25 protein-coding genes are annotated in these 24,436 nt (G+C 73.6%); 20 read left to right on the top strand and 5 right to left on the bottom strand.

The features are described from left to right. Positions 1-33: 33 nt before the first annotated feature. Genes QM788_RS00220 through QM788_RS00205 form a run of 4 tightly spaced genes read left to right on the top strand, consistent with a single transcriptional unit; the run spans position 34 to position 4,621 of the window. Complete coding sequence (locus QM788_RS00220; RefSeq protein WP_415659480.1) at positions 34-915, top strand: N-acetylmuramic acid 6-phosphate etherase; 882 nt, start codon at positions 34-36, stop codon at positions 913-915. Continuing rightward, a complete protein-coding gene (locus QM788_RS00215; RefSeq protein WP_415659479.1) occupies positions 912-2,192 on the top strand; it encodes an MFS transporter in 1,281 nt (426 codons plus the stop codon). The genes QM788_RS00220 and QM788_RS00215 overlap by 4 nt, the downstream gene beginning before the upstream one ends. Next, positions 2,189-3,322 carry an acyltransferase family protein gene (locus QM788_RS00210; RefSeq protein WP_415659478.1) on the top strand — a complete coding sequence of 378 codons (1,134 nt, stop codon included), beginning with the start codon at positions 2,189-2,191 and terminating at the stop codon, positions 3,320-3,322. The genes QM788_RS00215 and QM788_RS00210 overlap by 4 nt, the downstream gene beginning before the upstream one ends. 3 nt (positions 3,323-3,325) lie before the next feature. Then, entirely contained in the window at positions 3,326-4,621 is a 1,296-nt protein-coding gene (locus QM788_RS00205; RefSeq protein WP_415659477.1) for a glycoside hydrolase family 10 protein, read from the top strand. Here the strand turns inward: QM788_RS00205 and QM788_RS00200 are convergent. Both QM788_RS00200 and QM788_RS00195 read right to left on the bottom strand, forming a co-directional pair. Beyond that, entirely contained in the window at positions 4,597-5,004 is a 408-nt protein-coding gene (locus QM788_RS00200) for a DUF779 domain-containing protein (protein ID WP_415659476.1), read from the bottom strand. The genes QM788_RS00205 and QM788_RS00200 overlap by 25 nt on opposite strands. Positions 5,005-5,063: 59 nt before the next feature. Further along, complete coding sequence (locus tag QM788_RS00195) at positions 5,064-6,587, bottom strand: aldehyde dehydrogenase family protein (RefSeq protein WP_415659475.1); 1,524 nt, start codon at positions 6,585-6,587, stop codon at positions 5,064-5,066. 224 nt (positions 6,588-6,811) lie between these two features. On the opposite strand from QM788_RS00195, the gene sugE reads away from it, so the two are divergent. Both sugE and infA read left to right on the top strand, forming a co-directional pair. Beyond that, complete coding sequence (sugE, locus tag QM788_RS00190; RefSeq protein WP_415659474.1) at positions 6,812-7,126, top strand: quaternary ammonium compound efflux SMR transporter SugE; 315 nt, start codon at positions 6,812-6,814, stop codon at positions 7,124-7,126. 307 nt (positions 7,127-7,433) lie between these two features. Then, a complete protein-coding gene (gene infA, locus QM788_RS00185) occupies positions 7,434-7,706 on the top strand; it encodes a translation initiation factor IF-1 (protein ID WP_415659473.1) in 273 nt (90 codons plus the stop codon). A gap of 69 nt (positions 7,707-7,775) precedes the next feature. Here the strand turns inward: infA and dmeF are convergent, their stop codons facing one another. Further along, positions 7,776-8,720 carry a CDF family Co(II)/Ni(II) efflux transporter DmeF gene (gene dmeF / locus QM788_RS00180; RefSeq protein ID WP_415659472.1) on the bottom strand — a complete coding sequence of 315 codons (945 nt, stop codon included), beginning with the start codon at positions 8,718-8,720 and terminating at the stop codon, positions 7,776-7,778. A 124-nt stretch (positions 8,721-8,844) separates the two neighbouring features. Between dmeF and QM788_RS00175 the strand changes: the two genes are divergently transcribed. The 9 genes from QM788_RS00175 (at position 8,845) to QM788_RS00135 (ending at position 17,918) form a co-directional block, all read left to right on the top strand. Next, entirely contained in the window at positions 8,845-9,555 is a 711-nt protein-coding gene (locus tag QM788_RS00175; protein ID WP_415659471.1) for a DUF3348 family protein, read from the top strand. After that, positions 9,552-11,783: a hypothetical protein gene (locus QM788_RS00170; RefSeq protein ID WP_415659470.1), complete on the top strand. Its 2,232-nt coding sequence runs from the start codon at positions 9,552-9,554 to the stop codon at positions 11,781-11,783. Before QM788_RS00175 ends, QM788_RS00170 begins: the two co-directional genes overlap by 4 nt. Next, on the top strand, positions 11,776-12,429 hold the full coding sequence (locus QM788_RS00165; protein ID WP_415659469.1) for an OmpA family protein: 654 nt from the start codon (positions 11,776-11,778) through the stop codon (positions 12,427-12,429). The genes QM788_RS00170 and QM788_RS00165 overlap by 8 nt, the downstream gene beginning before the upstream one ends. An 8-nt stretch (positions 12,430-12,437) precedes the next feature. Next, complete coding sequence (locus QM788_RS00160) at positions 12,438-13,004, top strand: DUF2894 domain-containing protein (RefSeq protein WP_415659468.1); 567 nt, start codon at positions 12,438-12,440, stop codon at positions 13,002-13,004. A gap of 137 nt (positions 13,005-13,141) precedes the next feature. Next, positions 13,142-14,026, top strand: a complete 885-nt coding sequence (locus QM788_RS00155; protein ID WP_415659467.1) for an N-acetylmuramoyl-L-alanine amidase — start codon at positions 13,142-13,144, stop codon at positions 14,024-14,026. After that, positions 14,026-15,039, top strand: a complete 1,014-nt coding sequence (locus QM788_RS00150) for an ABC transporter permease (protein ID WP_415659466.1) — start codon at positions 14,026-14,028, stop codon at positions 15,037-15,039. Before QM788_RS00155 ends, QM788_RS00150 begins: the two co-directional genes overlap by 1 nt. Next, positions 15,039-15,932: an ABC transporter permease subunit gene (locus QM788_RS00145; protein ID WP_415659465.1), complete on the top strand. Its 894-nt coding sequence runs from the start codon at positions 15,039-15,041 to the stop codon at positions 15,930-15,932. The genes QM788_RS00150 and QM788_RS00145 overlap by 1 nt, the downstream gene beginning before the upstream one ends. Next, the gene (locus QM788_RS00140) at positions 15,929-16,885 is read left to right on the top strand and encodes an ABC transporter ATP-binding protein (protein ID WP_415659464.1); all 957 of its coding nucleotides are present in this window, start codon (positions 15,929-15,931) and stop codon (positions 16,883-16,885) included. The genes QM788_RS00145 and QM788_RS00140 overlap by 4 nt, the downstream gene beginning before the upstream one ends. Further along, positions 16,878-17,918 carry a dipeptide ABC transporter ATP-binding protein gene (locus QM788_RS00135; protein ID WP_415659463.1) on the top strand — a complete coding sequence of 347 codons (1,041 nt, stop codon included), beginning with the start codon at positions 16,878-16,880 and terminating at the stop codon, positions 17,916-17,918. Before QM788_RS00140 ends, QM788_RS00135 begins: the two co-directional genes overlap by 8 nt. A 146-nt stretch (positions 17,919-18,064) precedes the next feature. On the opposite strand, the gene QM788_RS00130 is transcribed toward QM788_RS00135, so the two are convergent. Continuing rightward, positions 18,065-18,370 (bottom strand): PsiF family protein, encoded by a 306-nt coding sequence (locus tag QM788_RS00130; RefSeq protein WP_415659462.1) that lies wholly within the window; start codon positions 18,368-18,370, stop codon positions 18,065-18,067. Between the two features lie 119 nt (positions 18,371-18,489). Beyond that, a complete protein-coding gene (locus QM788_RS00125) occupies positions 18,490-19,827 on the bottom strand; it encodes a serine/threonine-protein kinase (RefSeq protein ID WP_415659461.1) in 1,338 nt (445 codons plus the stop codon). 78 nt (positions 19,828-19,905) lie between these two features. On the opposite strand from QM788_RS00125, the gene argS reads away from it, so the two are divergent. The 5 genes from argS to lptB are packed head-to-tail and all read left to right on the top strand — an operon-like array spanning position 19,906 to position 24,418. Next, on the top strand, positions 19,906-21,639 hold the full coding sequence (argS, locus tag QM788_RS00120; protein WP_415659460.1) for an arginine--tRNA ligase: 1,734 nt from the start codon (positions 19,906-19,908) through the stop codon (positions 21,637-21,639). After that, the gene (locus QM788_RS00115) at positions 21,636-22,298 is read left to right on the top strand and encodes an SPOR domain-containing protein (protein ID WP_415659459.1); all 663 of its coding nucleotides are present in this window, start codon (positions 21,636-21,638) and stop codon (positions 22,296-22,298) included. Before argS ends, QM788_RS00115 begins: the two co-directional genes overlap by 4 nt. A 28-nt stretch (positions 22,299-22,326) precedes the next feature. Further along, complete coding sequence (locus QM788_RS00110) at positions 22,327-22,995, top strand: thiol:disulfide interchange protein DsbA/DsbL (protein ID WP_415659458.1); 669 nt, start codon at positions 22,327-22,329, stop codon at positions 22,993-22,995. A gap of 32 nt (positions 22,996-23,027) precedes the next feature. After that, positions 23,028-23,660, top strand: coding sequence for a lipopolysaccharide transport periplasmic protein LptA (lptA, locus tag QM788_RS00105; RefSeq protein WP_415659457.1), 633 nt, complete (start codon positions 23,028-23,030; stop codon positions 23,658-23,660). Continuing rightward, positions 23,657-24,418 (top strand): LPS export ABC transporter ATP-binding protein, encoded by a 762-nt coding sequence (gene lptB / locus QM788_RS00100; RefSeq protein ID WP_415659456.1) that lies wholly within the window; start codon positions 23,657-23,659, stop codon positions 24,416-24,418. The genes lptA and lptB overlap by 4 nt, the downstream gene beginning before the upstream one ends. Positions 24,419-24,436 lie beyond the last annotated feature (18 nt).

Raw genomic sequence — 24,436 nt, 5'->3', positions numbered from 1 at the left:
TAGAGTGCGGCAGCCCGATCCGCGCCATCCACCATGCTGAACACCGAAACCCCGAGCACCCGCCACCCCGACCTGGACCGCTACGCCACGCCAGCGCTGCTGGAGGCCTTCATCGACGACCAGAACGCCGCCGTCGCCGCCGTGAAGGCCGCCGCGCCGCAGCTCGCCGCCGCGGTGGACGCCGCGCTGCCGCGCATCCGCGCCGGCGGCCGGCTGCTGTACGCGGGGGCCGGCACCTCCGGCCGCCTCGGCGTGCTGGACAGCGTGGAGCTGTACCCGACGTTCTCGTGGCCGCGCGAGCGCGCGGTGGCGGTGATCGCGGGCGGCCAGGGCGCGATGTTCGCGGCCGTCGAGGGCGCCGAGGACGACCGCGCGCAGGGCGCCGCGGACCTCGCCGCGCTGCGGCCCGGCCCGCACGACGTGGCGCTGCTGCTGGCCGCCTCCGGCGGCACGCCCTATGTGCTGGGCGCGATGGAGGCCGCCCGCGCGGCCGGCGCGCTGACCATCGGCTTCGCCAACAACCCGGGCGCGCCGGTCAGCAGCCAGGCCGAGATCGGCATCGTGCTGGACACCGGCGCCGAGGTCATCTCCGGCAGCACGCGGCTGAAGGCGGGCACCTCGCAGAAGATCGCGCTGAACACCTTCTCGTCGGCGCTGATGGTGCGGCTGAACAAGGTGTACGGCAACCTGATGGTGGACCTGAAGGCCACCAACGCCAAGCTGGTCAAGCGCGCGCTGGCGCTGACGGTGCGCGCCTCCGGCGCCCCCGAGGCCGACGCGCAGGCGGCGCTCGGCGCCTGCGACCACCACGTGAAGACGGCGCTGGTCATGCTCAAGCGCGGCGTGGGCCCGGACGAAGCGCGCGCGCTGCTGGAGGCGGCCGACGGCAGCGTGGCCCGGGCGCTCGCCGCGTGAGCCCTGCGCAGCGCTCCCCGTGGGCGTGGATCCCCACGCTCTACTTCGGCCAGGGCATCCCCTACGTCGTCGTGATGACCCTGTCGGTCGTCATGTACAAGAACCTCGGCGTCTCCAACACCGACATCGCGCTCTACACCAGTTGGCTCTACCTGCCCTGGGTGCTCAAGCCGCTGTGGTCGCCGCTGGCCGAGCTGTTCGGCACCAAGCGCGCGTGGGTGACGGTGCTGCAGTTCTTCGTCGGCGCGGCGCTGGCCGGCGTGGCGCTGGCCATCCCCGCCGACCGGGCCTTCCAGATGACGCTGGCGGTGTTCTGGTTGATGGCGTTCGCATCCGCCTCGCACGACATCGCCGCCGACGGCTACTACATGCTGGCGCTGCCGCAGCACAGCCAGGCCGCCTTCGTCGGCGTGCGCTCCACCTTCTACCGGCTGGCCAACATCGGCGGCCAGGGCGGGCTGGTCTACCTGGCCGGCGAGCTGGCGGAACGCAGCGGCAGCGTGGTGCAGGCCTGGCGTTGGGTGTTCTGGCTGCTGGGCGGGCTGTTCCTGGCGCTGGCGGCCTGGCATGCGCTGGTGCTGCCGCGGCCCGAGGCCGACCGCCCCGGCGTGGGCGGCGCGGCCGCGCGCGGCCTGGTGGCGGAGTTCTTCGCGGTGTTCGCCAGCTTCTTCAGGAAGCCCGGCATCGCCGTCGTGCTGGGCTTTCTGCTGCTGTACCGCTTCCCGGAGGCGCAGCTGCTCAAGCTCGCGTCGCCCTTCCTGCTGGACCCGGTGGCGCAGGGGGGGCTGGGCCTGTCCACCAAGGCCGTGGGCATCGCCTACGGCACCGTGGGCCTGACGGCGCTGACGCTGGGCGGCCTGGCGGGCGGCTGGATCATCTCCCGGGTGGGATTGAAGAAGGCCCTGTGGCCGCTGGTGCTGGCCATGCACCTGCCCAACGTGGCCTTCCTGCTGCTGGCGCTGGCGCACCCGACCAGCCTGGCCGTCATCAGCGCGGCGCTGGCGGTGGAGCAGTTCGGCTACGGCCTCGGTTTCACGGCCTACCTGATGTACATGATCCTGGTCGCCGAGGGGCCGCAGAAGACGGCGCACTACGCGATCTGCACCGGCTTCATGGCGCTGGGCATGATGATCCCCGGCATGTGGAGCGGCTGGCTGCAGGAGCAGGTCGGCTATGTGCCGTTCTTCGCCTGGGTGCTGGTGGCCACGGTGCCGAGCTTCGTGATGGCGGCGCTGATCAGGGTGCCGGACGGCTTCGGCCGCAAGGAGGCGACATGAGGGAGCGGGTGCTGTCGCTCGACGCCTTCCGCGGCTTCGCGATCGCGGCGATGCTGCTGGTGAACAACCCGGGCGACTGGAACCACGTCTACGCGCCGCTGCTGCATGCGAAATGGCATGGCTGGACGTTCACGGACTGGGTGTTCCCGTTCTTCGTCTTCATCAGCGGCATGGCGATGACGATCAGCCTCGCGCGCCGCGCGCAGGCCGGCGCCGACAAGCGCGCGCTGCTGCTGGCCACCTGGCGCCGGGCGCTGGTGATCGTCGCCCTCGGCCTGCTGCTCAACCTGATCCCCGCCTTCGACCTCGCCACCGTGCGCCTGCCCGGCGTGCTGCAGCGCCTGGGCCTGTGCACGCTGGCGGCCGCGCCCATCGTGCTGTGGTGCGGCGCGCGCGGCGTCGCGCTGTGGGCGGTGGGGCTGATGGCCGCCTACACGCTGGTGCAGCTGGGCCTGCCGGTGCCGGACGCCGACGGCGTCGTCCACGTCGGCGTGCTGGAGCCCGGCCGGGACGCGGGCGCGTGGCTGGACCGGCTGCTGCTGGACGGCCACCTGTGGAAACAGGCGAAGACCTGGGACCCCGAGGGGCTGCTCTCCACGCTGCCGGCGGTGTCGTCGCAGCTGCTGGGCGTGCTGGCGGGCTATGTGCTCGCGTCGCGCCGCCAGGCCCACGAGAAGACCATGGCCTGGATGCTGTGGGGCCTGGCCGCGCTGTGGCTGGGCCAGGTGCTGGACGCGTGGCTGATGCCCATCAACAAGTCGCTGTGGACGCCGTCGTTCGTGTTCACGATGGCCGGCTGGGCGCTGGTGGTGTTCGCCGTCTTCCACTGGCTGCTGGACGCGATGCCGCAGCCGCTGGCCCGCGCGCGCTGGGCGCGGCTGCTGCACCCGCTGGTGGTGTTCGGCATGAACGCGCTGTTCCTGTTCGCGCTGTCCGGGCTGCTGGCCAAGCTGCTGCACACGGTGAAGCTCGGCGACGGCCGCAGCCTGGGCCGGCACCTGTACCAGCCGCTGCTCGACCTCGGCCTCGCGCCCGAGAACGCCTCGCTGCTGCACGCCATCGCCTTCGTGCTGGCGATGTATGCGGTGGCCTGGGCGATGTACCGCAAACACTGGTTCGTGAAGGTCTGACCCATGAAACGCCGCGACCTGCTGAGCCTGGCCACCGCCCCGCTGCTGGCGGCCTGCGCCACCCCCATGCCGGCCCCGCCGTCGCCCGGCGAGGCCGCGCTGGCGGCGCCGCCCGCCGCCGCGTCCGCCCCCGCCGCCGGCACGCTGCCGCCCGCGCCGCCGCGCGAGTGGCGGGCCGCGTGGATCGCCACCGTCGCCAACATCGACTGGCCCAGCAAGCCGGGCCTGCCCGCCGAACAGCAGCAGGCCGAGATCCGCGCGCTGTGCGACACCGCCGCCAGCGTGGGCCTGAACGCGCTGATCCTGCAGGTGCGCACCGGCACCGACGCGCTGTACGAGTCCCGCCTGGAGCCGTGGAGCGAAGTGCTCACCGGCGTGCAGGGCCGCCACCCCGGCTACGACCCGCTGGCCGTCTGGCTGGCCGAGTGCCGCGCGCGCGGGCTGGAGCTGCACGCCTGGTTCAACCCCTACCGCGCGCGGCACAGCTCCGCCAAGTCGCCGGTGGCCGACACCCATGTCAGCCGCACCCGGCCCGACTGGGTGAAGCGCTACGGCGACCAGCTCTGGATGGACCCCGGCGAGCCCGCGGCCGCCGAGCACACGCTGGCCGTCGTGCGCGACTGCCTGGGCCGCTACGCCGTGGACGGCATCCACATCGACGACTACTTCTACCCCTACCCGGTCACGGACCCGGCCACCCGGCAGGAGCTGGACTTCCCGGACGAGCCCAGCTGGCGCCAGTACCTGGCCGGCGGCGGCACGCTGGCGCGCGCGGACTGGCGCCGCTACAACGTCAACACCCTGGTGCAGCGCCTGTACGCGCTGGCCCACGAAGTCCGCCCCGGCACGCGCGTGGGCATCAGCCCCTTCGGCCTGCCCCGGCCCGGCCTGCGGCCGGCCGGCATCACCGGCTTCAGCCAGTACGACAAGCTCTACGCCGACGTCGAGCTGTGGCTGCGCGAGGGCTGGCTGGACTACCTCGCGCCGCAGCTGTACTGGCCGCAGGCGCAGACGGCGCAGGCCTTCGAGCCGCTGCTGCAGGCCTGGCGCGCGCTGAACCCGCTGGACCGGCCCATCCACCCGGGCCTGTTCACCAGCCGCATCAACGACACGCCGCAGAGCTGGCAGCCGGGCGAGGTGCTGGCGCAGATCGCCACCATCCGCCGCGTGTCGCCGGGCAGCGGCCACGTCCACTTCAGCATGGCGGCGCTGCAGCAGAACCGCAAGGGCATCGCCGACGCGCTGCGCGCCGGGCCCTATGCCGCCCAGGCCGTTCAGGCCGGCGGCACCGTCCCCTGAGCGGGCGTGATCGGCGCCAGCCGCGGCAGCTCGTCGTCGGTCCACAGCCGGAACTGCGCGACGAAGTGCCGGCCCGAGCCGTCCTCTAGGCCGAAGCTGCCGCTGTTGCCCGGCGCCACGTCCAGCGTCATCTGCAGGCCGGCCAGGTAGTCGCACTGGGGCGGGCTGGCGTAGACCGGCACGCCGCCGCCATCGCCCACCCGGCCCAGCAGGCGGTCGTCGGCGGCAAGCCCGAGCTCGCGCACCGTGAAGCACATCGGTGCGCTGCCGGCGCAGCAGCCATGCGACTGGTAGAACAGCAGCTCGCCGTGCTGATCGCGCAGCTGTGCGATCAGCGCCAGCGCGGCCTCGGTGGCCTGCACGCGGGGGATGAGGTCGGTCATGGCAAGCCTTTCGCGCCACGGCGCGGGAAGGCGGCCGAAGCCGCCCTCCCGGGCCGCGATCAGAAGAAGCCCAGCGCGTTCGGGCTGTAGCTGACCAGCAGGTTCTTGGTCTGCTGGTAGTGGTCCAGCATGGCCTTGTGCGTCTCGCGGCCGATGCCGGACTCCTTGTAGCCGCCGAAGGCCGCGTGCGCCGGGTAGGCGTGGTAGCAATTCGTCCACACCCGGCCGGCCTGGATGCCGCGGCCCATGCGGTAGGCGCGGCTGCCATCGCGGCTCCAGACGCCGGCGCCCAGGCCGTAGGGCGTGTCGTTGGCGATCCGCAGCGCCTCGGCCTCGTCCTTGAAGGTGGTCACGGCCAGCACCGGGCCGAAGATCTCCTCGCGGAAGATGCGCATCTGGTTGTGGCCCTGGAACAGCGTCGGCTGGATGTAGTAGCCGCCCGCCAGGTCGCCGCCCAGGTTGGCGCGCTCGCCACCGATCAGCACCTTGGCGCCCTCCTCCTTGCCCAGCGCCAGGTAGGTCTGGATCTTGTCCATCTGCATCTGGCTGGCCTGCGCGCCGAGCATGGTGTCGGTGTCCAGCGGGTTGCCCTGCTTGATGGCGGCGACGCGCTTCAACGCGCGCTCCATGAAGCGGTCGTAGATGCTCTCCTGGATCAGCGCGCGGCTCGGGCAGGTGCAGACCTCGCCCTGGTTGAACGCGAACAGCACCAGGCCCTCGATGGCCTTGTCGAGGAAGGCGTCGTCGGCCGCCATCACGTCCTCGAAGAACACATTGGGGCTCTTGCCACCCAGCTCCAGCGTGGCCGGGATCAGGTTGGTGGCCGCCGCCTGCGCGATGACCTTGCCGGTGGCCGTGGAGCCGGTGAACGCGATCTTGCCGATGCGCCTGCTGCTGGCCAGCGGCATGCCCGCCTCGCGGCCGAAGCCGTTGACGATGTTCAGCACGCCCGGCGGCAGCAGGTCGGCGACCAGTTCGGCCATCAGCAGGATGCTGATGGGCGTGCTCTCCGCGGGCTTGAGCACCACGCAGTTGCCGGCGCCCAGCGCGGGCGCCAGCTTCCACGCGGCCATCAGCAGCGGGAAGTTCCACGGGATGATCTGGCCGACCACGCCCAGCGGCTCGTGGAAGTGGTAGGCGATGGTGTTGCCGTCGATCTCGCTGAGCGCGCCCTCCTGCGCGCGCACGCAGCCGGCGAAGTAGCGGAAATGGTCCACCGCCAGCGGGATGTCGGCGTTCAGCGTCTCGCGGATGGGCTTGCCGTTGTCCACCGTCTCGGCGTAGGCCAGCAGCTCCAGGTTCTGCTCGAGGCGGTCGGCGATCTTCAGCAGGATGTTCGCGCGCGCGGCCGGCGGCGTGGCGGCCCAGCCGGCGGCGGCGGCATGGGCGGCGTCCAGCGCCTTGTCGATGTCGGCGGCGGTCGAGCGCGCGGCCTGCGTGTAGACCTTGCCGTTGATCGGCGAGACCACGTCGAAATACTGCCCCTCCACCGGCGGCACGAACTGGCCGCCGATGAAGTTGTCGTAGCGGGGCTGGTAGGCGATCTTGGCGCCGGCGGCGCCGGGGGCGGCGTAAACGGTCATGTCTGTCTCCTGGTTTCCGTATCGGGGTGGGCCCGCCGAAGCGGGGCCGCTCCAGTGTGTAGCAGTTCCCCGGCCGGCGGAACATCGGCCCCAGCCCGCACGGGGTCCTACACTGCCGGCGCGCTTCCATCCGGGAAGCCGCCGGCCGGGACGCCCCGGCCGACCGTTCTCCCCGCCCGGGACGCCCCGGGCCGTTGCGCGCACGACGCGCCAGGAGCCGGGCCATGGCATGGCTGGTCCTCGTCATCGCCGGCCTGTTCGAGGTCGGCTGGGCCATCGGCCTGAAATACACCGAAGGCTTCTCCCGCCCCTGGCCCACCGCGGCCACGGTGGCGGCCATGGTCGTCAGCGTCACGCTGCTGGGCGTGGCCATGCGCACGCTGCCCGTGGGCACGGCCTACGCCGTGTGGACCGGCATCGGCGCCGTCGGCACCATGGCGCTGGGCATGCTGCTGTTCGGCGAGCCCGCCACCGTCGCCCGGCTGGCCTGCATCGGGCTGATCCTGGCCGGCATCGTGGGCCTGAAGCTGAGCGCCTGAAAACCCGCCGCCGGCCCCGCCCGCCGGCCGGGGGGCTTGACAGGCGTGCTAGCCTGTGCGGCATGGATTCGCGCAAGACCGTGTTCGCCAGGTCTTATCTGCAGCCCCGCCGGCCACCTCCTGGCCCCCTCCCGCGAGCGGCTCGCTTCAGCATCAACCCCCGCTGAGTGTTCTTGGGTGTTTCTGTCGCCGCACGGCATGGGGCCGGGCGGTGTTCGCTGTTTTTTCGCCCCGGATGCGGGCGGGCCGCGCGCCAGGCGCCGGCCGTGGGTGGCGGCCCCACATCGCCAATTCAAAGGAGTTCCACATGGCCAAGGAAGAACTGATCGAGATGCACGGCGTCGTGCACGAGGTGCTGCCGGACTCGCGCTTCCGCGTGACGCTGACCAACGGCCACGAGGTCATCGCCTACACGGGCGGCAAGATGCGCAAGCACCACATCCGCATCCTGGCGGGCGACAACGTGTCGCTGGAGATGTCGCCCTACGACCTGAGCAAGGGCCGCATCACCTTCCGCCACCTGGAGCGCCGCACCGGCCCCGGGGCCACGCCCGGCGGCCAGGGCGGCCCGCGCCGCTGAATTCCCGGCTGCCGCCGCCGCGGCGGCCCCTCTCGGCCGCCACGGTTCGCCCTGGCGGCCGATGCCTTTCTAGGAACAGCGGTGGATCTCGATGGTGGCGTGCGCGATTTCCTCGTGGACGGCCAACCAGCCGCGCACCTGCGCCGGCGTGAGCTGCGCATCGTGCGTGACGAGGCTGAGCGCGCAGGCATAGCTGGCACGGCCCACGCGCCAGACGTGCAGGTCGGCGATGACGGTCTCGCTGGCGGCGCCCTGCCCGGCGATCACCTCGCGGATCTCGTCGACGACGGGGTGGTCCATCTCGCGGTCCAGCAGCACTTTGGCCGTTTCGGCGAGCAGGCCCTTGGCCCAGAGGGCCACGACGACCGCGCCGACGATGCCCATGACCGGGTCCAGCCACGTCCAGCCCAGCCACCAGCCGCCCAGCAGCGCGGCGATGGCGGCCACGGACGTGGCGGCATCGGCCACCACGTGCAGGTAGGCGGACTTGAGGTTGAGGTCGTCATGGTGGCCGGCGTGGCCGTGGTGATGATCGTGGTGATGGCCATGCCCATGGTCGTGGGCCTGGCCCAGCATCCGCGCGCAGACGAGGTTCACCACCAGCCCCAGCACCGCGATGGCCATCGCCTCCCGGTAGTGGATGGGCTCGGGGTGGAGCAGCCGCTCGACGGAGCCGTACACCATCAGCGCCACCACGCCAAGCAGGAAGATCGCGCTGGCAAAGCCGCCCAGCACTTCGATCTTCCAGGTGCCGAAGGCATAGCGCGGGTCGCGCGCATGGCGGCGCGCGGCGGCATAGGCGAAGGCGCTCAGGCCGATGGCCACGGCGTGGCTGCTCATGTGCAGCCCGTCGGCCAGCAGCGCCATCGAGTTGTAGAACCAGCCGGCGGCGATCTCCAGCCCCATCATGGCCACGGTGATCCACATCACCCGCCGCGTGCCGCGCTCGGCGGCGCCGTTGCCGGTGTCGAACACATGCTCGTGCTGCCAGGCGGCGAGGTCGTGGGTGTGCATCGCGGGGGGCTTCCGGGGTTGCGGGCGTGGCCGGCATTGTGGGCGGCGGCCGGCAAAAGCCCCGCCGGCAAGGGGCTTTACTAAAATCTCGCCCTTTTTGCTCGCCCAGGCGCCACCCCCTTCCATGACCACAGCAGACGCACCGCCGGCCGGCCGGGCGCCCGGGCCTTCGCACCCGGCGCCGGAGCCCCTGGCGCGCCTGCTGCTGCAGTGGGGCGTGCCGCCGCCGGCCGCCGCGCCGGCCGTGACGGAGCGGCTGGGCGGCTGGCTGGGCTGGGCGGACGCCATCGGGCTGTCGCAGGTGCTGGCCGCGCCGCTGCCGGACGCCCCCGCCGGCGGCGACCGCCGCGCCGCGCAGGACTGGGCGCAGGCCGCGCTGGCGCGCGTGCTGGCCGACCTGCACGCCGCCTTCGACGACGCCGAGCTGGCGCGCGACGCCGCCGAGCCGCTGCCCGAGCGGCCCGCGCCGCTGGCCGACCTGCTCGCGCCCTACCGGCTGCACCATGCGCAGCAGCAGCGCGCCATCGCCGCGCGCGTGGCCACGCTGCGCGAGCGGCTGCGCGGCCGCGTGGCCGAGGCCTCGCCCGCGCTGGCGCAGCTGGCGGCGCTGGACGCGGTGTTCGACCGCGCGCTCGCCGACCCCGGCCGGCAGCGGCTGGCCGCCCTGCCCGCGCTGCTGACCCGCCGCGCCGAGCGGCACGCCGCGGCCGACCCGCGCCGCTGGCGCGAGCGCTTCTGGGCCGACCTGCAGCGCGCGCTGCGGGCCGAGCTGGACCTTCGACTCCAACCGGTGCTGGGCCTGATCGACGCCCTGCACGACGACGCTGCCCGATGAACCGATTCCTGAACGCCCTCTACCCCCTCGCCCTCGCGGCCGGCCTCGCGGGCATCGCCGGGGCCGCGCTGGCCGCGTCGCGCCACCACCCGGTCGCGCTGGCGATGACGCTGCTGATCGCCGCCTTCTTCGCGCTCGGCGCGCTGGAGCTGCGCGCCTTCCGCCGCGACAGCCGCGGCCTGGCCGCGGCCCTGGCCGCCGAGCCCACCGCCGACGGCGGCGACGCCTGGGTCGCCACGCTGCCCGAGGCGCTGCGCGCCGCCGTGCAGCAGCGCCTGGAAGGCCTGCGCCCGGCGCTGCCCGGTCCGGGCCTGGCGCCCGCGCTGGCCGGCCTGCTGGTGCTGCTGGGCATGCTGGGCACCTTCATCGGCCTGGTCATCACGCTGGGCGGCACCGCCAGCGCGCTGGGCCAGACCGCCGACCTCGCGGCGCTGCGCAGCGCGCTGGGCGCCCCCGTGCACGGCCTGGGCCTGGCCTTCAGCGCCAGCGTGGCCGGCGTGGCGGGCTCGGCGATGCTGGGGCTGATGGTGGCGCTGGCCCGCCGCGAGCGCGCCGCCCTCGGCGGCCGGCTCGACGCGGCGCTGCTGGGCCGTCTGCGCCCGCTGACCGCCGCGCACCGCCGCGCGCAGGCGCAGCAGGCCGCCGACGCCGCCGCGCTGGCGGCCGCGCAGCAGCACCAGCAGGCGCTGGTGCAGCAGCTGCAGCAGTTCGGCCGGCAGATGGCCGACGAGCTCGCCGCGCAGCACACCCGCTTCGCCGACGCCCACCAGGCGGCGCAATCGCGCTTCCACACCGACACGCAGGCCGCCTACCAGGCGCTGGCCGCCAGCGTGGACGGCACGCTGCGCACCAGCCTGGCCGAGAGCGCCCGCCTGGCCGGCGCCGCGCTGCAGCCCGCCGCCGAGGCCGCGATGGCCGGCATCGCCCGCGAGGCCGCCGCGCTGCACGAGCGCGTGGGCGCGCAGGTGGGCGCGCAGCTCGACGCGCTGGGCCGCCGCTTCGAGGCCGGCGCCGCGCAGATCGCGCAACAGCACGGCGCCGCCGCCGAGGCCCAGGCCGCCGGCCTGGCGCAGCAGCGCGAGGCGGCGCTGCGGCTGCTGGCCGACGCCGACGCGGCCAGCCAGCAGGCCGTGCAGCGCCTGGGCGAGCGCTGGGCCGACCAGGCGCAGGCGCTGCTGGACGCGCTGGCCGCCGCCGCCGCGCGCCAGCAGGCCGCGCAGGCCGAGGCCGATGCCGCGCGGGCCGAGCAGGACGCCCGGCGCCGCGCCGAGGCCCGCGCCGACGCCGAGGCGCTGGCCCGGCAGCGCGACACGGCGCAGCAGCTGCTCGCCGCCAGCGGCCAGCGCGCGCAGGACGCGGTGGCCGGGCTGGCCGCCGGCTTCGCCGCGCAGACCGAGGCCGCCGTCGCCGCGCTGGCCGGCGCGCACGGCCAGCTGCAGGCCGCCCACGCGGCGGACGACGCCGGCCGCCTGGCCGCCTGGCGCGACGCGCTGCAGGCGGCCGGCGAGGCGCAGGCCGCGCGGCAGCAGCAGCTGGCCGACGGCCTGCTGGCGCACACGCGCGAGCTCGTCGCCCAGGGCCAGGCGCAGGCGCAGGCGGCGCTGGGCGAGGCCGGCGCACTGCTGAAGGCGGCCGGCGAGGCGCCGCGCGCGGCGGTCGAGGTGGTCGCCGCGCTGCGCGAGCAGTTGGCCCAGAGCCAGGCCCAGGACCGCGCCGCGCTGGCCGAGCGCGCCGAGCTGATGCAGACCGTCGCCGCGCTGCTGGCCGCGCTGCAGCAGGCCGCGGGCGAGCAGCGCCGGGCCATCGACGCGCTGACGGCCGGCGCGTCGTCCCAGGTGCAGGCGCTGACGGCCGGCACCGCCGCGCAGGTGACCGCGCTGCTGGACCGCTCCGCCGCGCAGCTCGAGACGCTGGGCGAGCGCTTCGCGTACCAGGCCGACGCCACCGGCCGGACGCTCGCCGACGCCGCCACCACCCTCGCCGCCAGCGCCGCCGAGATGGGCAGCCTGGGCGAGGGCTTCGGCGCGGCCGTCGAGCAGTTCCAGGGCGCGAACGCGCAGCTGGTGCAGCACCTGGCGGCGCTGGAGGAGCGGCTGGGCGGCGCGATGGCGCGCAGCGACGAGCAGCTGGGCTACTACGTGGCGCAGGCGCGCGAGGTCATCGACCTGTGCCTGGGCTCGCAGAAGCAGGTGCTGGACGCGCTGCAGGGGGCCGCCGCGCATGGATGAGCCGCTGGAGATCGAGCAGGACGACCTGGGCGCGCCGGCCTGGGCCGCGTTCGGCGACCTGATGGCCGGGGTGCTGGGCGCCTTCGTGCTGGTACTGGCCGCGGCGCTGGTGGGCCAGCTGGACCTGGCCGGCCGGCTCGAAGCCGAGGTGCAGCAGCGCCAGGCCGAGCAGGCCCGCCGCGAGGCGCTGGAGCGCGCGCTGGCCGGCCCGCTCGCCGACGGCCGCATCACGCTGGTCGAGGGGCGCATCGGCATCAGCGGCGCGGTGCTGTTCGCCACCGGCTCCGACCAGCTGCACGCCGACGGCCGCGCGCTGCTGAAGAGCCTGGCCACGCCGCTGCGCACCTACCTCGCGCAGCGCGACGAGGTGCTGATGGTCAGCGGCTTCACCGACGACCGCGGCCTGGTGGCGGGCCGGGGGGCGCCGAAGTTCGCGGACAACTGGGAGCTGTCGGCCCAGCGCGCGCTGAACGTCGCGCGGGCGCTGATGGCCGAGGGGCTGCCGCCGGATGCGGTGTTCGCCGCCGCGTTCGGGCCGCAGCGGCCGGTGGCCTCCAACGGCGACGCGGCCGGCCGCGCGCTGAACCGGCGCGTCGAAATCGCGCCCACGCCGCGGCCCCGGCGCGTGGCCGCGTCCGCCCCCTGATGGATCTGATGGACGCACGGGACGATCCGCTGGCCTGGGCCCGGGCGCAGGACGCCGACCCGGTGCGCCGCCGCGTGCTGGAGGCGCTGGCGCGGCGCGCCGCCGCCCTGCCGCCGGGCGCGCTGCGGGAGCGGCTGGTGCAGGCGCTGCTGCGGCGCGCGCAGGCCGCGCCATCGCCCGCGCCACTGCCCGCGCCGCCGGCCGCGCGCCCCGGTCCGCAGGCGGCGCGGGCCGGGCTGGCCGCGCTGCTCGCGGCGCTGCAGGCCGGCGCCGGCCCCGAGCTGCGCACCGTGCGGGCGCACCAGCGCACCTGGAGCGCGCTGCGCCTGACGCGCCGCATGGCCGAGGTGGCCGCGCCCATCCCCGAGCACCTCGGGCCGCTGCACAGCCAGGTGCTGGTGACGCGCGCGCTGCAGCGGCTCGAGGGCCTGTCGCCCGCCTACCTGCAGCGCCTGCTGGCCCAGCTCGACGGCCTGGCCGCGCTGGCGCCGCTGCAGGCCGCGGCCGAGGCCGAGAAGCCCGCCCGCGCGGCCCGGCCGGCGGCGGCGAAGAAGCCGCCCGCCCGGCGCCGCTGAGCCTCGCCGACCGCCGTGCGGGCCATCACCTGCCGGCATACCCGCTGCGGCGTCGTGCATGGCCGCTGCGGGCTCACCCGCAAACGCGCCGGGCAGGCCCGCTGCAACAATCCGGGCCAGCACAGCCCGCCCGCCGCATGAAGCTCCCCACCCTCGCCGCCGCCTCCCTGGCCCTGCTGCTCGGCGCCTGCGCCAGCGTCGCGCCGCCCGCGCCCGCCACGCCGGCCCCGGCCATGCGCGCGCCGCACATCGACCGCAGCCACACCTCGCAGAACCAGGACAGCCGCAGCCTCTTCATCGTGCTGCACTACACGGTGCTGGACTGGGAGAAGTCGCTGAAGGTGCTGACCACCGGCGGCCAGGTGTCGGCCCACTACCTGGTGCGCGACGAGCCGCCCGTCAGCTACGCCCTGGTCGACGAGAACCGCCGCGCCTGGCATGCCGGCGCCAGCTTCTGGGCCGGGCACCAGAACCTGAACTCGTCGTCCATCGGCATCGAGATCGTCAACCCGGGCTGGGTGGACGGCCCGGCCGGCCGCGTCTACGCGCCGTTCCCGCAGGCGCAGATCGACGAGGTGATCGCGCTGGTGCGCGACATCCAGCAGCGCCACCACGTGCGGCCGGAGCGCATCATCGGCCACGCCGACATCGCGCCGGGCCGCAAGCAGGACCCCGGCCCCAGCTTCCCGTGGAAGCAGCTGGCCGACGCCGGGCTGATCCCCTGGCCCGACGGCCCCGCCGTGCTGCTGAAGACGCTGGAGCACGAGGTGGCGCCGCGCGACGTGGCCTGGCTGCAGGAGCGGCTGGCGCGCATCGGCTACGGCGTGCCGCGCTCGGGGCAGATGGACCCGGCGACGCGGGACGTCGTCGCCACCTTCCAGATGAAGTACCGCCCGCGCGACATCTCCGGCACCGTGGACGCCGAGACCGCCGCGCTGATCGAGGTGGCCGCCACGCCCGGCCTGATGCGCGTGGCCGGCACCGGGGTTGCCGAGGCCCGGCCCTACACCTCGCGCTGGTGATGCTGGGCTTCCTGCTCAAACGCCTGGCCGCGCTGGTGCCGACGCTGATCGGCATCACGCTGGTCGCGTTCGGCCTGATCCGGCTGGTGCCCGGCGACCCCATCGAGGTGATGATGGGCGAGCGCCGGCTGGACCCGGAGGCCCACGCCGCGCTGGTCAAGCGCATGGGGCTGGACCAGCCGCTGCCGGTGCAGTACGCGGACTACGTCGGCAAGCTGCTGCACGGCGACCTGGGCCAGAGCCTGGTGAGCCGCGAGCCGGTCAGCGCCGAGTTCGAGGCGCGCTTCCCCGCCACCGTGGAGCTGGCCGCCGCGGCGCTGGTGTTCGCTGTCGGATTCGGCCTGCTGCTGGGCGTCAGCGCGGGCCTGCGGCGCGGCTCGCTGCTGGACCAGGGCGTCATGGGCACGGCCACCGTGGGCTATTCGATGCCGGTGTTCTGGTGGGGGTTGATCCTCATCATGTTCTTCTCGGTGCAGCTGGGCTGGACGCCGGTGAGCGGCCGCATCGGCATCGAGTACGACCCCGAGCGCGTGACCGGCTTCATGCTGATCGACGCGGCGCTGTCGGACGAGGAAGGCGCGTTCCGGTCCGCGCTGCTGCACCTGGTGCTGCCGGCGCTGGTGCTGGGCACCAGCACGCTGGCGGTGGTGGCGCGCATGACGCGCTCGTCGATGCTGGAGGTGCTGCGCGAGGACTATGTGCGCACCGCGCGGGCCAAGGGCCTGTCGCCGACGCGCGTGGTGGTGGTGCATGCGCTGCGCAACGCGCTGATCCCGGTGCTGACCGTCGTCGGCCTGCAGACCGGCAGCCTGCTGGCCGGCGCGGTGCTGACCGAGACCATCTTCTCGTGGCCGGGCATCGGCAAGTGGCTGATCGACTCCATCGCGCGGCGCGACTATCCCGTCGTGCAGGCCGGCATCCTGATCTCGGCGCTGACCTTCATCGTCGTGAACCTGGCGGTGGACCTGCTGTACGGCGTGGTGAACCCGCGCATCCGGGGCGGGGGGCATTGATGGCCGCCGTGCCGATCGAGAAGCAACCGCCCGGCCCGCTGCGCGAGTTCTGGGCGGGCTTCACCGCCAACCGCGGCGCGTTCATCGCGCTGGTGGTGTTCGTGCTGATCGCCGCGTCGGGCCTGCTGGCGCCGTGGATCGCGCCGCACGACCCCATCGAACAGTACCGCGACCACATGCTGACCCCGCCCGTCTGGGCCGAGGGCGGCAACGCGCGCTTCCTGCTGGGCACCGACGAACTGGGCCGCGACATGCTGAGCCGGCTGCTGCACGGCGCCCGCGTGTCGCTGGGGCTGGCGCTGGCGGCGGTGGCGATGTCGCTGGTGCCGGGCGTGCTGCTGGGGCTGCTGGCGGCGTTCTTCCAGCGCTGGCTGTCGCCGGCCATCATGCGCGTGATGGACATCGTGCTGGCGCTGCCCTCGCTGCTGCTGGCCATCTGCGTCATCACCATCCTCGGGCCAGGCCTGGTCAACACCGTCATCGCCATCGCCATCGGCGCGCTGCCCGGCTATGTGCGGCTGACGCGCGCGGCCGCGCTGTCCGAGACCGGGCGCGACTACGTCACCGCCAGCCGCGTGGCCGGCGCGGGCGTGTGGCGGCTGATGTTCATCACGGTGCTGCCCAACTGCATGGCGCCGCTGATCGTCAACGCGACGCTGAGCTTCTCCTCCGCCATCCTGGAGACGGCGGGCCTGGGCTTCCTCGGCCTGGGCGTGCAGGCGCCGACGCCGGAGTGGGGCACGATGCTGTCCGCCGCGCGGGACTACATCACGCGGGCGCCCTGGGTCGTCACGCTGCCGGGGCTGACCATCCTCGTGACGGTGCTGGCCATCAACCTGATGGGCGACGGGCTGCGCGATGCGCTGGACCCGAAGCTGAAGAAGGTCGCATGAGCATGAGCCTTCTGGACATCCGCAACCTGCGCGTGCGCTTCGGCCACTTCCCCGCCGTGGACGGCGTGGACCTGTCGCTGGACGCGGGCGAACTGCTGGGCATCGTCGGCGAGTCGGGCTCGGGCAAGTCCGTCACGATGCTGGCGCTGATGGGGCTGATCGACGCGCCCGGCAAGGTGACGGCCGACGCCGTCGAGTTCCAGGGCCGCGACCTGCTGGCGCTCTCCGCCCGCGAGCGCCGCGCGCTGATCGGCCGCGACGTGGCGATGGTCTTCCAGGACGCGCTGACCAGCCTGAACCCGAGCTACACCGTCGGCGCGCAGATCGCCGAGGTGCTGAAGGTCCACCTCGGGCTGACCGGCCGCGCCGCGCGGCAGCGCGTCGTCGAGCTGCTGGAGCAGGTCGAGATCCCCGACGCCGCCAACCGCGCCAACGCCTACCCGCACCAGCTCTCCGGCGGCATGAACCAGCGCGTGATGATCGCGATGGCCATCGCCTGCGGCCCGAAGCTGCTGATCGCCGACGAGCCGACGACCGCGCTGGACGTGACCATCCAGGCGCAGATCATGGCGCTGCTGCTGAAGCTGCAGCGCGAGCAGGGCATGGGGCTGATCATGATCACGCACGACCTGGCCGTGGTCGCCGAGATGGCGCAGCGCGTGGCCGTGATGTACGCCGGCCAGGTGGTCGAGACCGGCCCGGTGCCCGGCCTGTTCGACGCGCCGCGCCACCCGTACACGCGGGCGCTGCTGGCCGCCATTCCCGAACACAACAAGGGCGCCCGGCGGCTCTCGGCCCTGCCCGGCATCGTGCCCGGCGCGCTGGACCGGCCGCAGGGCTGCCTGCTGAGCCCGCGCTGCCCGCGCGTGCAGGCGCGCTGCCACGCCGAGCGGCCGGCGCTGGCGGCCGGCGTGCGCTGCTTCTTCCCCGTCGAGGAGGCGGCCCATGCCTGAGGACTTCAGCCCCCACGCATCGCCTGCGGCGACGCTACCCCCCGAGGGGGCGCCGCCGGCTTGGGGCGGCCCGGCGCCCGGCTTGCTGCTCGAAGCGCACGGCCTCGCGCGGCACTACGAGGTCAGCCGCGGCCTGTTCAAACCCAAGGCGACGGTGAAGGCGCTGAACGGCGTCAGCTTCACGCTCGGCGCCCGGAAGACGCTGGCCGTGGTCGGCGAGTCCGGCTGCGGCAAGAGCACGCTGGCGCGGCAGCTGACGCTGATCGAGCCGCCGACGCAGGGCGCGCTGAAGATCCGCGGCACCGACGCCGCGCACGCCGACGCGGCCACGCTGAAGGCGCTGCGCCGCGACGTGCAGATGGTGTTCCAGAACCCGTTCGCGTCGCTGAACCCGCGCAAGACCATCGCGACGACGCTGGCCGAGCCGCTGCTGATCAACACGCCGCTCACGGCCGCCGAGCGCCGCGAGCGCGTCGAGCGGCTGGCCGCCAAGGTAGGCCTGCGCCCCGAGCACCTGCGCCGCTACCCGCACATGTTCTCGGGCGGCCAGCGCCAGCGCATCGCGATCGCGCGGGCCATGATCCTGAACCCCGGCATCGTCGTCGCCGACGAGCCGGTCAGCGCGCTGGACGTGTCCATCCAGGCGCAGATCCTGAACCTGTTCATGGACCTGCAGGACGAGTTCGGCACCGGCTACGTGTTCATCTCGCACAACCTCAGCGTCGTCGAGCACGTGGCCGACGAGGTGATGGTGATGTACCTGGGCGCGGCCGTGGAGGTGGGGGCCAAGAAGACGCTGTTCGCCGCCCCGCTGCACCCCTACACGCGCGCGCTGATGAGCGCCACGCCCGCGCTGCGCGCGGCCGACCGGCGCGAGCGCATCGTCATCCACGGCGAACTGCCCAGCCCGCTGAACCCGCCGAGCGGCTGCAGCTTCCACAAGCGCTGCCCGCTGGCGCAGCCGCGCTGCGCCGACGAGGTGCCGGCGCTGCGCGCGGTGGACGGGCGGCAGGTGGCCTGCCACGTGGTGTAGCGCCGCGGCGAACCTGACGTTCCCGCGCTCGCCGAAAAAGCGACACACCGTGTCGCCCGTCTGAGCTGGTCGCACGCGCGCCTCATCATGCGGCGGGCGCAAAAAGGGCAGCCCGCAGGCTGCCCCCGTCGCGCGCGTTCAGCGCGTCACTGCGGCGCCGAGGCGGCCGCGTCGGCCATGCACTTCTTGACGTGGCTCCTGGCGGCGGCGCCGTGCAGCTTCTTGTCGGCGGCGGACTTCTCGCAGGCCGGGCTGCCGGGCTCGGCGGCCGCGGCGCCGCCGGACAGGCACTCCTTCATGAAGGCCTTGCGCTCGTCGCCCTTCTTGCCCTTGGCCTCGGCGTTGCAGGTCTTCATCTTGGTCTGCTGCGCCGTGGGCGCCTTGTCTGCGGCCTGGGCGCCCAGCGCCACGGCGAACAGGGCAGCGGCGAACAGCGGGGTCATCGACTTCATGGGCATCCTCCTTCAGGGGTTGAACGGGCCAGGGCATTCAAGCATGGCCTCCGGTCTTTGCCAAGACGGCCCGCCCCCAACGCAGCCTGCCGGCCGGCCGTTGACAGCCACGCGCGCGGTCACAGGATGCGCCGCGGGTGCGCCAGCGCCTCGTGCGCGGCATGCAGGCGGCGCACCAGCACGCGGATGAACGCGCGGTCGAAGCGGTGCTGGCAGGCCGGGCTGAGCTGGCCCAGCATCTCCGGCGTGAAGCAGATGGTGGTGCATTCCCGGCTGACGCGGATGTCCGTGCTGTGGCGGCGCAGGTCGGGGTTGGGCGCCAGGTAGGCCATCTCGCCGACCGAGGTGCCGGTGCCCAGCGTGGCCACCAGCCGGCCGTCGCGGAACACCTCCACCTCGCCCTGCGCGACGATGTGGAAGCTGTTGCCCTCCTGGCCGCGCTTGAACAGCGCATGCCCGACCGGGTAGCGCCGCCAGCGCGCGCGGCGCACCACCTCCCACAGCTGCACGTCGCCGAAGTCCGCGAAGAACTCCAGCGCCCGCAGCAGGTTGAAGCGCTCGGAGTCGCGCACCTCGCCGAGCCGGTTCAGCGGCACCTGCTGGCCGGCCACCAGCGCCGAGAGCGCCTGCGCGAAGCCGTCCCAGTCGGCGAAGCGCTCCTGCGGCGCCTTGGCCAGCGCGCGCTGCACCACGGCGTCCAGCGCCGCCGTCACGCCCTCGCGCTGGCCGGCCAGCGGCAGCGGCGCCTGGTGGTAGATCTGGTGCATCAGCGCCATCTGGTGCGGCGCATCGAACGGCGGGCGACCGCCGATCAGGTGGTAGAGCACCGCGCCCAGCGCGTACATGTCGGCGCGGCAGTCCACGTCGCCGCCGTCGATCTGCTCCGGCGGCATGTAGGCCAGCGAGCCGACGCGGTGGATCTGCGTCGCGTCGGCGTGCAGGTTGAGCGCGGAGCCGAAGTCGCTGACCTTCACGTCCACCACCTGCCCGCTGGCGTCCAGCACGGCCAGCAGGTTGGCGGGCTTCACGTCGCGGTGGATCAGCCCCTGGCGGTAGACGTAGCCCAGCGCCATCGCGCACTTGAAGCCCAGCTCGACGATCTGGTCCAGCGGCAGCAGCCGGTCGCTGCGGCAGAAGTGCTTGAGCGTGACGCCGGGCACGTACTCCATGACGAGGTAGGGCGACTCGGCGGACGCCACCGCGTCCAGGATGGCCACCACGTTCGGGTGGTCCAGCCGCCCGGCCAGCGCGGCCTCGGCGCTGAAGAAGCGGTGGGCGATGTCGCCGGCGGGCGCGCCGGCCGGCGGCGCCCAGGCGCGCAGGCGCTTGATGGCGACGTCCTGGCCCTGGAAGGGGTCGCGCGCCAGGAACACCTCGCTGGTGGCCCCTTCGCCCAGGCGGCGCAGCACCTGGTAACGGCCGATGTGGGAGGGGAGGTCGTCCGTCACGCGCGGCATGATACGGGCCGCGCATGCCGGCGCCGCCGCGCCGCCCGGCGTTCGGGCCGGGCGCCCCCGCCTCCTAAAATCGCCGCCATGATCCAAGCCAAGCAGGCGCTGCTCGCCGCACTCGCCGACTCCCTCCAGGAAATCGCCCCCGGCTCGAACGCCGTCGCCGCCTTCGAATCCCCCAAGCAGGCCGCCCACGGCGACTTCGCCTGCACCGCCGCGATGCAGCTGGCCAAGCCCTTGAAGGCCAACCCGCGCGAACTGGCCACCCGCCTGGTCGCCGCGCTGCAGGCCCGGCCCGCCTTCCAGCAGTGGGTGCAGTCGCTGGAGATCGCCGGCCCGGGCTTCATCAACATCCGGCTGAAGCCCGCGGCCAAGCAGGCCGTGGTCGCCGAGGTGCTGGCCGTCGGCGCGGCGTTCGGCCACCGCGCCGCGACCGGCCGGCACGTGATGGTGGAGTTCGTCTCCGCCAACCCCACCGGCCCGCTGCACGTGGGCCATGCGCGCCAGGCCGCGCTGGGCGACGCGATCTGCGCGCTGTTCCAGAGCCAGGGCCACGACGTGACCCGCGAGTTCTATTACAACGACGCGGGCGCGCAGATCGCCACGCTCGCCCACTCCACGCAGCTGCGCCTGAAGGGCGTCAAGCCCGGCGACGCCGGATGGCCCGAGGCCGCCTACAACGGCGACTACATCCAGGACATCGCCGACGCCTTCCTGCGGCGCGAGACGGTCCGGGCCGACGACCGCGAATTCACCGCATCCGGCGACGTGGACGACCTGGACGGCATCCGCCAGTTCGCCGTCGCCTACCTGCGCCACGAGCAGGACCTGGACCTGCAGGCCTTCGGGCTCAAGTTCGACAACTACTTCCTGGAGAGCAGCGTCTACCAGGGCGGCCAGCTGGAGAAGGCCGTCGAGCGCATCGTCGCCAACGGCAAGGCCTACGAGCAGGACGGCGCGCTGTGGTTCAAGTCCACCGACTACGGCGACGACAAGGACCGCGTGATGCGCAAGCGCGAGGGCGGCTACACCTACTTCGTGCCCGACGTGGCCTACCACGTCAACAAGTTCGAGCGCGGCTACACGCAGTGCATCAACATCCAGGGCAGCGACCACCACGGCACCATCGCCCGCGTGCGCGGCGGCCTGCAGGCGCAGGGCCTGGGCATCCCCCAGGGCTTCCCCGACTACGTGCTGCACAAGATGGTCACCGTGATGAAGGGCGGCCAGGAGGTCAAGATCTCCAAGCGCGCCGGCTCCTACGTGACGCTGCGCGACCTGGTGGACTGGACCAGCCGCGACGCGGTGCGCTTCTTCCTGATCAGCCGCAAGGCCGACACCGAGTTCGTCTTCGACATCGACCTGGCGCTGAAGGCCAACGACGAGAACCCGGTGTTCTACGTGCAGTACGCGCATGCGCGCATCTGCTCCGTCATCCGCCGCTGGGCCGCCGAGATGGGCGGCGACCCGGGCGCCATCGCCGGCGCCGACCTCGGCCTGCTGGCCGCGCCGACGGAAGAGGCGCTGATGCTCAAGCTCGCCGCCTACCCCGACATGCTGTCCGGCGCCGCCACCGGCCTGGCGCCGCACGACGTGGCCTTCTACGCCCGCGACCTCGCCGCCGCCTACCACGCCTACTACGCCGCCGAGCGCGTGCTGGGCCAGGCGCCCGAACTCAGCCGCGCCCGCGTCGCGCTGCTGGCCGCCACCCGCCAGGTGCTGGCCAACGCGCTCGGCATGCTGGGCGTGACCGCGCCCGAGCAGATGAGCCGCGACCTCCCCGACCCTGCCGCCGAACCCCTCCCGGAGACCGCATGACCGCCGCCGCCAAATCCACCCGCCACCAGCGCCAGAACCAGAAGGGCGGCTTCGTCCTCGGCCTCATCATCGGCCTGCTGGTGGGCCTGGCCGTCGCGCTGGGCGTGGCGCTCTACATCACCAAGGCGCCCATCCCCTTCGTCAACAAGGTGCCGCAGCGCACCGCCGAGCAGGACGCCGCCGAGGCCGAACGCAACCGCAACTGGGACCCCAACGCCCCGCTGGCCGGGCGCACCGCGCGCAGCGCCAGCGGCGTCGTCAACGCCGCGCCGGTGGTGACCGCGCCGCCGCCGGCCGCCAGCGCCGCAACCCTCCCCGCGCCGGCCGCCACGGCCACGCCCCCCGCGCCGCCGCCGCCCAGGCCGGCCGCCTCCGCAGCCTCCGCCGCGCCCAAGGCCGCGGCCGCGGCGTCGGCCGCCGAGTCCTACGTCTACTTCGTCCAGGCCGGCGCCTACACCCGCCCCGAGGACGCCGAGACGCAGAAAGCCAAGCTCGCCATCCAGGGCTTCACGGCCAAGACGATGGAGCGCGAGCAGAACGGCCGCACCCTCTACCGCGTGCGCCTCGGCCCCGTGGACACCCGCGAGGGCGCCGAAGACCTGCAACGCAAGATCGAAGGGGCGGGCTTCGAGGCCAACCTCGTTCGTGTACAACGCTGACCTCCCGCACTCAAGGATGACTGCCGCCATGAAGCGCCGCGATTTCTCCGCCCTGCTCGCCGCCACGCCGCTCGCCGGCACCCTGGGCACCGCCCACGCCCAGGGCGGCCCCGTCGAAGGCCGCCACTACACCGCGCTGTCCCAGCCGCTGCCCGCGCAGGCCGGCAAGATCGAGGTGGTCGAGTTCTTCTGGTACGGCTGCCCGCACTGCTACGCCTTCGAGCCGCAGGTCGAGGCCTGGACCCGGCAACTGCCCGCCGACGTGGCCTTCCGCAAGGTCCACGTCGCCTTCCGCGCCAACGTCAGGAGCCACCAGCGCATGTTCTACGCGCTGGAAGCCCTGGGCAAGGAAGCCGCGACCCGCCCGGCCATCTTCGCCGCCATGCACCAGCAGGGCCTGCCGCTGGACGACGCCAAGAGCCAGGCCAAGTTCCTCGCCGGCCTGGGCGTCGGCGTGGACCCGGCCAAGTACCAGGACGCCTACAACTCCTTCGGCGTGCAGACCAAATGCACCCAGGCCGAGAAGCTGTCCGAGGCCTACCGCATCGACGGCGTGCCCTGCATCGGCGTGGGCGGCCGCTTCCTGACGGCGCCCAGCATGGCCTCCGGCGGCCAGCGCCTGCCCGAGCACGAGCTGGGCCAGCGCGCGCTGCAGGTCACCGACTTCCTGATCAACCGCGCGCGCACCAAGGCTTGAAGCCGCGCGGTCGGGCACAGCAGGCGCCTAGAATGGCCTGCAACTTCCGTGCCGCCATGCCTCCGCGCCTCCTCCCGCCCCTGCTTCTCGCGCTCGCCGCCCTTGCCGCCCACGCGGAGAAGGGCGATCGGGCCCAGCCCATGGTCTTCACGGCCGACAAGGAGGGGCGGCTGGACGGCGTCAACCAGCGCACCGAGCTGCTGGGCAACGTCATCATCACGCAGGGCAGCCTGATGCTGCGCGCCGAGAAGGTGGACGTGCGCGAGACGCGCGACGGCTACCACCTGGCCCACGCCACCGGCCTGCCCGGCAAGCCGGTCAGCTTCCGCCAGGCGCGCGACCTGCCCGGCGAGGCCATCGCCGGCGTGGCCGACCAGCTCGAATACGACACCAAGACCGAGACCGTGCGCTTCATCGGCAACGCCAACGTGCGCCGCACGCGCGGCGCGGCGGTGGCCGAGGAGGTGACGGGCGCCGTCATCGTCTACAACAGCCGCACCGAGGTGTTCACGCTGGAGGGCGGCAGCGCCTCGCCGAACCCGAACGGCCGCACCCGCATCGTCATGATGCCGCGCGCGCAGCCGGGCGACGCGCCGGCCTCCGCGCCGGCGCCGCTGCCGCTGCAGCCCTCCACCACGCTGACGCCGCCGCGCAAGTCCTCATGAGCAGCGGCGCGTCCTGCGGCAGCCGGCTCGAAGCCGAGGGCCTGGCCAAGACCTACGGCGTCCGCAAGGTCGTCAAGGACGTCCACGTGCGCGTGGACTGCGGCGAGGTGGTGGGCCTGCTGGGCCCCAACGGCGCCGGCAAGACCACCAGCTTCTACATGCTGGTGGGCCTGGTGCGCTCGGACGCGGGCGTCATCCGCATCGACGGCGCCGAGGTGCAGCGCCTGCCCATCCACCAGCGCGCGCGGCTGGGCCTGAGCTACCTGCCGCAGGAGGCGTCCATCTTCCGCAAGCTCACCGTCGAGCAGAACATCCGCGCGGTGCTGGAGCTGCAGCAGGACGAGCGCGGCCGCTCGCTGCCCCGGGCGCGCATCGACGAGCTGCTCAACGGCCTGCTGCACGACCTGTCCATCGAGGGCCTGCGCGACAGTCCCGCGCCGGCGCTGTCCGGCGGCGAGCGGCGCCGCGTCGAGATCGCCCGCGCGCTGGCGACGCAGCCGCGCTTCATCCTGCTGGACGAGCCGTTCGCCGGCGTGGACCCGATCGCCGTGCTGGAGATCCAGCGCATCATCGGCTTCCTGAAGGCGCGCGGCATCGGCGTGCTGATCACGGACCACAACGTCCGCGAGACCCTGGGCATCTGCGACCGCGCCTACATCATCAGCGAGGGCGCCGTGCTGGCCGAGGGCACGCCCGACGAGATCGTGGCCAACGCCGACGTGCGCAAGGTCTATCTCGGCGAGAACTTCCGGATGTAGAGGATGGTGAGCCCCTCG

The organism is Roseateles sp. (assembly GCF_047654785.1).
Lineage (GTDB): Bacteria > Pseudomonadota > Gammaproteobacteria > Burkholderiales > Burkholderiaceae_C > Pelomonas.
Note: the sequence above shows the minus strand (reverse complement) of the source record. Positions and strands in the feature narration are given on the sequence as shown.